Annotated in this window: 10 protein-coding genes; 2 read left to right on the top strand and 8 right to left on the bottom strand. The window is 63.5% G+C overall.

Annotated features, from left to right (window positions below; genetic code table 11):
• On the top strand, positions 1–1,121 hold a 1,121-nt coding region (locus tag M9890_14890), incomplete at its 5' end, for an aldehyde dehydrogenase family protein (GenBank protein ID MCO5178239.1).
• A gap of 65 nt (positions 1,122–1,186) precedes the next feature.
• On the opposite strand, the gene M9890_14885 is transcribed toward M9890_14890, so the two are convergent.
• From M9890_14885 to M9890_14855, 7 genes are all read right to left on the bottom strand, one after another.
• The gene (locus tag M9890_14885; GenBank protein ID MCO5178238.1) at positions 1,187–1,555 is read right to left on the bottom strand and encodes an MmcQ/YjbR family DNA-binding protein; all 369 of its coding nucleotides are present in this window, start codon (positions 1,553–1,555) and stop codon (positions 1,187–1,189) included.
• Positions 1,545–2,318 (bottom strand): MBL fold metallo-hydrolase, encoded by a 774-nt coding sequence (locus tag M9890_14880; protein MCO5178237.1) that lies wholly within the window; start codon positions 2,316–2,318, stop codon positions 1,545–1,547. Before M9890_14880 ends, M9890_14885 begins: the two co-directional genes overlap by 11 nt.
• Before the next feature lie 15 nt (positions 2,319–2,333).
• Positions 2,334–2,984: an MBL fold metallo-hydrolase gene (locus tag M9890_14875; GenBank protein ID MCO5178236.1), complete on the bottom strand. Its 651-nt coding sequence runs from the start codon at positions 2,982–2,984 to the stop codon at positions 2,334–2,336.
• A 66-nt stretch (positions 2,985–3,050) separates the two neighbouring features.
• Positions 3,051–3,905, bottom strand: a complete 855-nt coding sequence (locus tag M9890_14870; GenBank protein MCO5178235.1) for an ABC transporter permease — start codon at positions 3,903–3,905, stop codon at positions 3,051–3,053.
• On the bottom strand, positions 3,902–4,903 hold the full coding sequence (locus M9890_14865; GenBank protein ID MCO5178234.1) for an ABC transporter ATP-binding protein: 1,002 nt from the start codon (positions 4,901–4,903) through the stop codon (positions 3,902–3,904). Before M9890_14865 ends, M9890_14870 begins: the two co-directional genes overlap by 4 nt.
• A gap of 94 nt (positions 4,904–4,997) precedes the next feature.
• Positions 4,998–5,903: a DUF4367 domain-containing protein gene (locus M9890_14860; GenBank protein MCO5178233.1), complete on the bottom strand. Its 906-nt coding sequence runs from the start codon at positions 5,901–5,903 to the stop codon at positions 4,998–5,000.
• Between the two features lie 281 nt (positions 5,904–6,184).
• Positions 6,185–6,811, bottom strand: a complete 627-nt coding sequence (locus M9890_14855) for a sigma-70 family RNA polymerase sigma factor (GenBank protein MCO5178232.1) — start codon at positions 6,809–6,811, stop codon at positions 6,185–6,187.
• Between the two features lie 92 nt (positions 6,812–6,903).
• Between M9890_14855 and M9890_14850 the strand changes: the two genes are divergently transcribed.
• Entirely contained in the window at positions 6,904–7,242 is a 339-nt protein-coding gene (locus M9890_14850) for a hypothetical protein (protein MCO5178231.1), read from the top strand.
• 32 nt (positions 7,243–7,274) lie between these two features.
• Here the strand turns inward: M9890_14850 and M9890_14845 are convergent.
• On the bottom strand, positions 7,275–8,267 hold a 993-nt coding region (locus M9890_14845; GenBank protein MCO5178230.1), incomplete at its 5' end, for a molybdopterin-dependent oxidoreductase.

The following is an 8,267-nucleotide window of genomic DNA, read 5'->3' as shown; positions in this document are numbered from 1 at the left end:
AGACGATCCCGATGAACGGCCCGCTGCTGGACTACACCGTCCGCGAGCCGATCGGCGTCTGCGCCCAGATCATCCCCTGGAACTTCCCGATGCTGATGGCCGCCTGGAAAATCGGTCCGGCGCTGGCGACCGGCAACACGATCATCCTCAAGCCAGCCAGCAACACTCCGATCACCGCCCTCATTCTCGGCCAGATCGCCCGCGAAGCCGGCATTCCCGATGGTGTGCTGAACGTCCTCTCCGGCCCTGGCGCTGAAATTGGCGCGGCGCTCTGCGAGCATCCTGATGTCGACAAGGTCGCCTTCACCGGCGAGACCGAGACCGGCCGCGGCATCCTGCGCCAGTCAGCGGGCACGATCAAGAAAGTGACGCTGGAGCTGGGCGGCAAGAGCCCCAACATCGTCTTTGCCGATGCCGACATCGACGAGGCCGTGCGCGGGTCGCTGTTCGCGATCTTCACCAACGCCGGACAGCGCTGCACTGCCCGCACCCGCCTCTTCCTCCACGAGTCGGTCCACGACGAGTTCCTGTCGGAGCTCGTATCGCGCACGGCGCAGATCCGCGTCGGCGACCCACTCGACTGGGACACCCAGATGGGACCGGTTGTGTCACGCGCGCAGTGCGATCGCATCCTGTCCTTTATCGACAAGGCCAAGGGCGAGGGCGCAAACGTCGCCCACGGCGGTTCGCGCATCGACGCCGCCGAGCTGGCTGCCGGCAATTTCGTCGCCCCGACCGTCTTCGCGCAAGTACACAACGACATGACCATCGCGCAGGAAGAGGTCTTCGGCCCGGTCCTCTCGGTGATCCCGTTCAAGGAGGATGCGGAAGTCGTCGCCATGGCCAACAACACGATCTACGGACTGGCCGCGACGATCTGGACGAACGATGTTAAGCGCGCCCACAACATGGCCGCCGCCATTCGCGCCGGCAACGTCTCGATCAACTACCCGACGGTGAACCCGCCGGAAGCGCCATTCGGTGGCTACAAGCAGTCCGGCCTTGGCCGCGAGCTTTCGCGCCACGCGCTGGAGCTCTACACCGAGACCAAGAATGTTGTGGTCAACCTGAGCAACCAGCCGTTCGACTGGTATGGCCGCTGGCCGGAGAAGCCGAGCTAGGCAGCACGCAATCAGAAGCAACGAGGGCCGACAAGATTAACCCCTGCCGGCCCTCGTGGTTCACACTACAGCTCGTCCGGCGGGTCCATCGAGGAGTCGGTGATGTTCGCCGCGCGGGCGTATGCATCGCGCAGGACGTCGCGCAGGTGACTATCTGAGCGACCCGCGATCGGCACGGCGATCCATTCACCAAAGGAGCGCAAGCCGCTGCCTTCGGGTACCCACTCGTAGACGTCGTCACTCTCCAGCAGGTTCAGGCGCAATTCCGGCGAGACCTTGACGACAATCCGATCGGCGTAGAAGAACGCGAAGAGCGTACCGGGGACGCTGAGTGCGGGACGCCCGAAGACGCCGCGCCGTCGCATCCACTCCAGATCGGACAGACTCTCGAAGAAGCGATCCCGCAGCGCCTTCGCGGCTGGATCAAACGCCATCGTCGATCGACACGGTCAGTCCGTCATAGGCCAGCTCGACGCCGTCCGGGAGCTGCGCGTTCGTGGCCGCGTGCGGGACATCGTGCGAAAGGTGCGTCAGATAGGCGCGCTGCGGCCCGATCTCGGCAATCACCTCCAGCGCCTCGGGGATCGAGAGATGCACCGGGTGCGGGGTCTGCCGCAGCCCATTGATAACGACGACCTCCGCGCCACGCATGACATCCAGCGACGAGTCTGGGATCACCTTCGCGTCGGTCAGGTAGACGAGCTTGCCGATCCGGAAGCCCATTACCGTCCAGCGTCCGTGCGTCACCGGGAATGGTCGCAGGACTGTCGGACCAATCGCGAACTCATCTTCGAAAGCATGCAGGTCGAGATCCGGCTTGCCGCCATAGAACGGGAACGGGTTCTCGAAGGCATATGCGAAGCGCTCGCGCAGCAGGTCGGCAGTAAACCTGTCGGCGTAGGCCGGCAACGGTGCCTGACTGAGGAAGTTGAAGCTGCGCAGATCGTCGAAACCGGCGACGTGGTCGGCGTGTGCGTGCGTGAAAACGACGGCGTCGATGTGGCAGATACCGTTGGCGAGCGCTTGCAGGCGCAACTCCGGTGTCGTGTCGATCAGGATCGTCTGCCCGTCGACACCGACGACGACCGACGAGCGCATGCGTTTGTCGTGCGGGTCGGTCGAGCGGCAGACGGCGCATTGGCAGCCGATCATCGGAACACCATTGCTGGTGCCGGTCCCAAGGAAGGTGATGTGCATCTCAGCGTACCGTCACTAACTCAGCAGTTCGCCCGTCTCGGCGACGTGGCGCATCCATGGTCGTTCACGGCGGATCGTCGTCGCTTCGCCGTGCCCGTTCAGCACCCTCACCTCGTCAGGCAGCTCAAGCAAGCGGCGGATGGTTGCGAGCGTCTGCTCCTCGCTCGCGCCAGGGATATCGACGCGCCCATAGCCGTTCGGGAAGAGCGTGTCACCACCAAAGAGCATCGTATTGTCGGCGAAATATAGCGAGATCTGACCGGGGCTGTGGCCGGGAGTGTGGATGACAGTGCAGGTCCAGTTGCCCAGGTGCAGCACATCACCGTCCGCCAGCTCGCGATCGACCTGGGCAGGAGCAATCGGCACCGGTGTGTCCCCCGGATCCTCCAGCCGCCCACGCTCCAGCGCATGCACCGCCAGCGGGATGTCATAGCGCGCGCGAACCGCCTCTGCGTCGCCGATGTGATCCCAGTGCGTGTGCGTCAGAATCAGCATGACCGGCTTGGCATCGACGCTGGCCAGCGCCCTGTCGATCAAGTCGATCGACTCCGGCGGTGCGTCCACGATGAACGCGGTCTGCCCGGCACGCTCGACGATGACCCACGCATTCGTCGCCAGCGGCCCCGCCGGGACCTGAATGGCTGAAAGTCCATCTGGCTCTGTCAACATCGCCTCCTGGATACTGCTGCTACCATCGTTGATTCTACGCAGTGACTCAAGCACACGGCGCAATTAGATGTCGCGGCGCTTGAAGACCAACGCGGACGCCAGCACCAGCGCGACGCAATAGACAACGGCGTAGCGTATCGCAAATTCCGATGGTGGCGAGATGGTACCGAAGGGCGTCGGGCCGAGCGCATAGGCGACTGAGCGCGGCTGGACAATGTCGGATGCCATTCGCCACATCGAGTCACTGGGCAGAGCGACGCTGGTGATGACGCCGATGCGTACCATCGTGTCGTTGTCCAGTGCGGTGCCAACCTGCTCCACCAGCCCGCCGGTCAGTGCCATGCCATACAGCATCAGCGCGACGATCCCGTTCGCCATCGTCGAGAAGATCGTCGAGCCCAGCATCGTCAACGCCAGCAGAATGGCCGACACCAGCACCATCAGCAGCCAGCCACGGATGATATTCGGCGGTGTGTAGTCACCGACATAGCGAGAGATAGCCACGACACTGCCGACCATCAAGGCGAGATAGATCGCGATCATCGACAGGAACCCCAGGTACTTCCCAGCGACGATCTCCCAGCGCGAGAGTGGCTTCGGCAGGATCGCCTGCAGCACGCCGGACTCGATCTCGCCCGAGATCGTGCCGACCGCCGCGAAGATGGTCATGACGCCGGCCAGGAAGTTGACCGTGTAGAGACCCATCAGCACCATGGCGCTGGCCTGCGCGTCATACGGCAGCAGCTCGTCGGAGCGGCCAAGGCGCTCCTCGCGGAATCGAATCAGGTCGTCACGCAGCACCTGAAACCCGAAGAGGTACAGCGTCAGGAACACGACGCTCAACAGCAGGACAGCGAGGATCACTTTGCGGCGGAATGCTTCGTCGAACGTCAGGCGAGCAATCAGCAGTGTCCTCATGATGGATCTCGCTCGTCCGATGCATCAACGACCTGAATGAACAGGTCCTCCAACGTCTGCTGGTGCGGTGTCACGCCGTAGACCGGCACACCCAGAGCGACCAGCGCGTCAACCAGCCGCGCGATCGTCTCCTCATCGCCCACTTCAACCGCTACTACAGACGCATCCCTGACGCGCTCGACGCCGTGCATCGTCGCGAAGCTCATGACCGCTCGTTGGACATCGTCGTCGTAGCGACCCAGGCGCAGATTGACTACAAGCTCACGGCCCAGCAGATCCCGCATCGGGCCAGTCGCCGCGACTCGACCTCGGTTGATAATCGCGACCCGGTCGCAAACCGATTCGACTTCCGAAAGCAGATGCGAATTGAGGAAAACCGTGCGTCCATCGTCGCGCAGCGTCTGAATGATCCGGCGCACGTCGATCCGGCCAATCGGGTCGAGCGCCGAGGTCGGCTCATCGAGGAACACGACCAGCGGATCGGGCAGCAGCGCTTGCGCCAGCCCGATGCGTTGCTTCATGCCCTTGGAGTACGAATCGAGTCGCTGGTCTCGCCGACTGAACATGCCGACCTGCTCCAGCACCTCCGGAATGCGCGCGCGCCGCTCGGTGGCGCTCATGCCGTAGAGCCGCGCGTGCATGTCCAGCAGCTCCGCGCCGGTTAGCCACTCGTGGAAGTGGAACATCTCGGGCAGGAACCCGATGCGTTTACGCGCTTCCCGGTCACCGAGCGGTCGATCGAGGAGACGGGCAGTGCCGGAAGTCGGACGGGTCAGGCCCATCAGCATCTTGATCGAGGTCGTTTTCCCCGCGCCATTCGGCCCGAGAAACCCGAACACTTCGCCGGCGGCCACCCGAATCGTCAGGTCATCAACGGCGACAACCCGGCCGAACCGCTTATGGAGATGCTGCGTTTCCAGTGCTGCGGGCTGAAACGACGCCCGCGAGACATCACGGCTGGCCGCCGTATCGGCGACCGAAGGTTGCGCTTTGACCATCCCACCTGAACCTGACGATTCGCCGGACCGGCCGATTCCTCAGCCGATCCGGCGATTACCTGACGAGTCAGCATCTGTTCGACGTACGACCGCCCTATGAGCCCGACAGCGACTTGGCCGTCGACATGATCTGGTCTGCCGTCACCTGACCGAAGACTGCGTAGAGCGTGCCATTGTCTTCCCAGAGAACGCCATTGCCCTCGTCAGCCTTGATCAACAGGCCCGGATTGCCGTTAACCTTGACGCTCTCGCTGGTCGCATCCTCAGGGATCGGCACGATCAGCGTCGATTCCCAGTCGTCGACTGCGCGCAGCTGGGTCACCAGATCGCTCGGCAGACCCGGGAAGCGCAGGATGTCCTCGCGGAGCTGGTCCATGTTGAACTCGCTCGGAATGTCGAGCTGCGGGCTGACCATCTGGCCAACAATGAGGTTCTGACCGGCAGCGTCCTGATAGCGCAGGATCGCGGCTGTCGGAACATCGACGGCGAACGTCAACGTCGGCGATGTCACCGAGTCGAACGCATAGATCGGCAGGTTGACCTGGTCAATGAGCTCACGCATCTTGTCGACGTTCAGCGCGTAGGACGCCGAGCCGGCCTCGGTGACATACGCTTGCGGCGCGCTGTCGAAACCATCCGGCAGATTCTGCGGAACTTGCAGACCGGCGTACTGATCGGCAGCCTGCGCCTCTGTCAGCGCGGTCGGCATATGGGCGGCATCAATCTGGAACGTGGACTCGAAGGTGCCGAGCCCCGCCAGCTCATCGTGGACAGCCGGGTTTTCCGCCGCCGCCGACATCATCTGGAACATGGCGGTCTGGTCCGGTGCCTCGAAATTCATCGGGATCGTGATCGCCGCGAACTTCTGCACTCGGAACTGATCCAGGAAATCATTCGCGACGGTGCGCATTGGTGACAGCGTCACCACCAGCAGCAGCACGACGGCAGTCGCCATGGCTGCAATTGCCCGTCCCTGTGGACGGCTCCAGAGAGAACTCATCCAGTCTCCTCCTCGTTGAAGTAGCGACGGCTGCGTTGCCGTCGAAAGTGACGTTTGCATCCGCTGAAACGCGACCGGTGTTTCGACTCGCTGTGGCAAGGCTTCCAGCACATCGAGCGACGACGCGACGTTAGCAGCATCCGATGCCATCTGCGAAAGTCGATCCGCGCACACCGCGCACGTCGCCACATGCGCGCGCACGTCCGGCGTGCTCTGGTTATCGAGGTGCGCTCTGAGCTCGCCGTCAGATGGGCACGCGCGCCCTTGGGTCGTATGTCGGCTCATCCTTCACCTCCCGGCGTGTAGTAGTCGTCCCCGGCCTTCTCGCGGAACGCACGTTCCGCACGGGCTAGAATCGTGCCGACTGAGCCGGGTCTGACCCCGAGGGCATCAGCGACCTCGGCATAGGACAGACCCGCTGAACGCAGCACCAGCACTGCGCGTTGGCGTTCCGGCAGTTGCGCGAGCACCTGCCGAACATGGTGCGCTTCGTCGCGCTCCGCCACGATCGACAATGGATCATCCTCGACCTGACGCGCCTCAGCACGCCCGGCCAGGCGGCTCAGCCAGTTGGCTCGGCGGCGGCGGGATCGCACGGCGTTGAACGCCGCGTTCGTTCCGACACGCAACAGCCAGGCGCGGACATTCGCAGCGGGTGTGACCTGAATCGGACGCTCGTAGAACCGCAGGAACGTCTCCTGCGCGAGTTCCTCAGCCTCCGCCGCGTCCCCGACGATGCGGGAAATGACGGCGTACACCTGCGAGTAGTAGCGGGCGAACAGCGCCTCAAAGGCGCGATCGTCGCCCTCGCGCGTCGCTGCCAGCAGCGCCAGATCGCTCTGCTCGGTCAGCGTCGCGTGCATCGTCAACGCGGTCACCTGGTCAGCCGGCCTCTCGTCGTCGGGCATCCTCGCTGCTCCCGCTACTGTTTCAACACCGCACCGGCCTGATATGTGACAATGCTTGATGGCAAAGACGGCAACGGTTTGGAGGATGTGACGTGTCGAGCCTGACGCCGCCAGAGGGCGATCCCGTTGAGGATCTGGTGGATTTCCTCGCCCCGTATATTGCGCCGATCATCGAGCGCATTAACGTCGATGAGTTCACCACAGTCGAATTCATCGAAGCCTTGCAGCTCGATGGCCCGACTGCCGCAGCCTACGAAGAAGCCATCCGCCTCTGGCCGGAGAATAACCCCGACATGGCCAAAATGGTCGTCCACGGCCAGGTCATCCCCCAGCTCCTGCGTGCCAGCAAGCTCGTTGAATGGAACGGCTACGCCTACGGCGAAGACGACCAATGGGCCGTCCCCGCCTGGTGGCGCAAGATCGGCTCCTGATATTCGCGCTGCAAATCGTTCTTAGCGACAGGCTACTTCGCGGGGATTGACGCTGGCGCCAGTTCTGGCGGCGCATCGCCGATGCGATCAAGGATGCGGACGGTGACGCGGTTGCTGTGGAATGTGCTTTGTCCGCCGAGGTCACCGAGCGCGTCGGATGTCAGCGAATTGATGTTGTGTCCATCAACGTTGTGCTTTGGCCACTGGCCTTTCGGCGCGAGCGCCATACCGCGCGGCATGTCGTCGGTCACGATTGCGCGGAGCTGGACTTCGCCGCGGTTGTTTGCGGCGATCACACGGTCGCCGTTGGAGATGCCGCGATCTGCCGCATCGAGCGGGTTGATCTCGATGAATGGTTCGCCCTCCTTGCGCATGAGCGCAGGCAGGTTCCCCATGCTGGTGGACGTGAAGTGGTGGGCGGCGCTGGTGAACAGGACGAGCTCGTCCGACCGCAGCGGCTCGGCAAACTCGGACGGCGGCACGTAATCCGGCAGCGCGTCGACACCCTTTTCGACCAGTGCCTCGCAGAGCAGCTCGACCTTGCCGGACAGAGTCGGGAACACGCCATCACCGAACGGCACCCAACCCGGCTCGACTCTGGCATAGGGAATAGGGCCCTCATTCTGCAGTCGCTCCAGCGTGATGCCATCGAGCAACGGGTTGATCGCACGGGTTGCGGTGAGGATCTCGTCGATAACCTCTTCCGGCTCCTGACGCAGCCACGGCTCGTCGTAGCCCATCCCGGCCGCCAGCGTGCGCATGACATCCCAGTTGCAGCGCGCTTCGCCGAGTGGCTCGATCGCGCGGTGGTTGTACTGCATGAAGTAGTGGCCGTACGCCTTGTGCAGATCGACCTGCTCCAGTTGCGTGGTAGCCGGCAGCACGATGTCGGCGTACTTGGCGGTGTCGGTGAGGAACTGTTCGTGGACGATCGTGAACAGGTCGTCGCGCGCCATGCCCTCGCGGGCGCGGTCGGCGTTGGGCACGATCACGAGCGGGTTCGAGTTCCACACGATCATCGCCTT

Source organism: Thermomicrobiales bacterium, assembly GCA_023954495.1.
Classification (GTDB): domain Bacteria; phylum Chloroflexota; class Chloroflexia; order Thermomicrobiales; family CFX8; genus JAMLIA01.
Note: the sequence above shows the minus strand (reverse complement) of the source record. Positions and strands in the feature narration are given on the sequence as shown.

Excerpts from the sequence above, each read along its gene's own strand:
- M9890_14885 (MCO5178238.1), bottom strand. The coding sequence starts at position 1,555 with ATGGCGTTTGATCCAGCCGCGAAGGCGCTGCGGGATCGCTTCTTCGAG.
- M9890_14880 (MCO5178237.1), bottom strand. The coding sequence starts at position 2,318 with ATGCACATCACCTTCCTTGGGACCGGCACCAGCAATGGTGTTCCGATG.
- M9890_14870 (MCO5178235.1), bottom strand. The coding sequence starts at position 3,905 with ATGAGGACACTGCTGATTGCTCGCCTGACGTTCGACGAAGCATTCCGC.
- M9890_14865 (MCO5178234.1), bottom strand. The coding sequence starts at position 4,903 with ATGGTCAAAGCGCAACCTTCGGTCGCCGATACGGCGGCCAGCCGTGAT.
- M9890_14860 (MCO5178233.1), bottom strand. The coding sequence starts at position 5,903 with ATGAGTTCTCTCTGGAGCCGTCCACAGGGACGGGCAATTGCAGCCATG.
- M9890_14855 (MCO5178232.1), bottom strand. The coding sequence starts at position 6,811 with ATGCCCGACGACGAGAGGCCGGCTGACCAGGTGACCGCGTTGACGATG.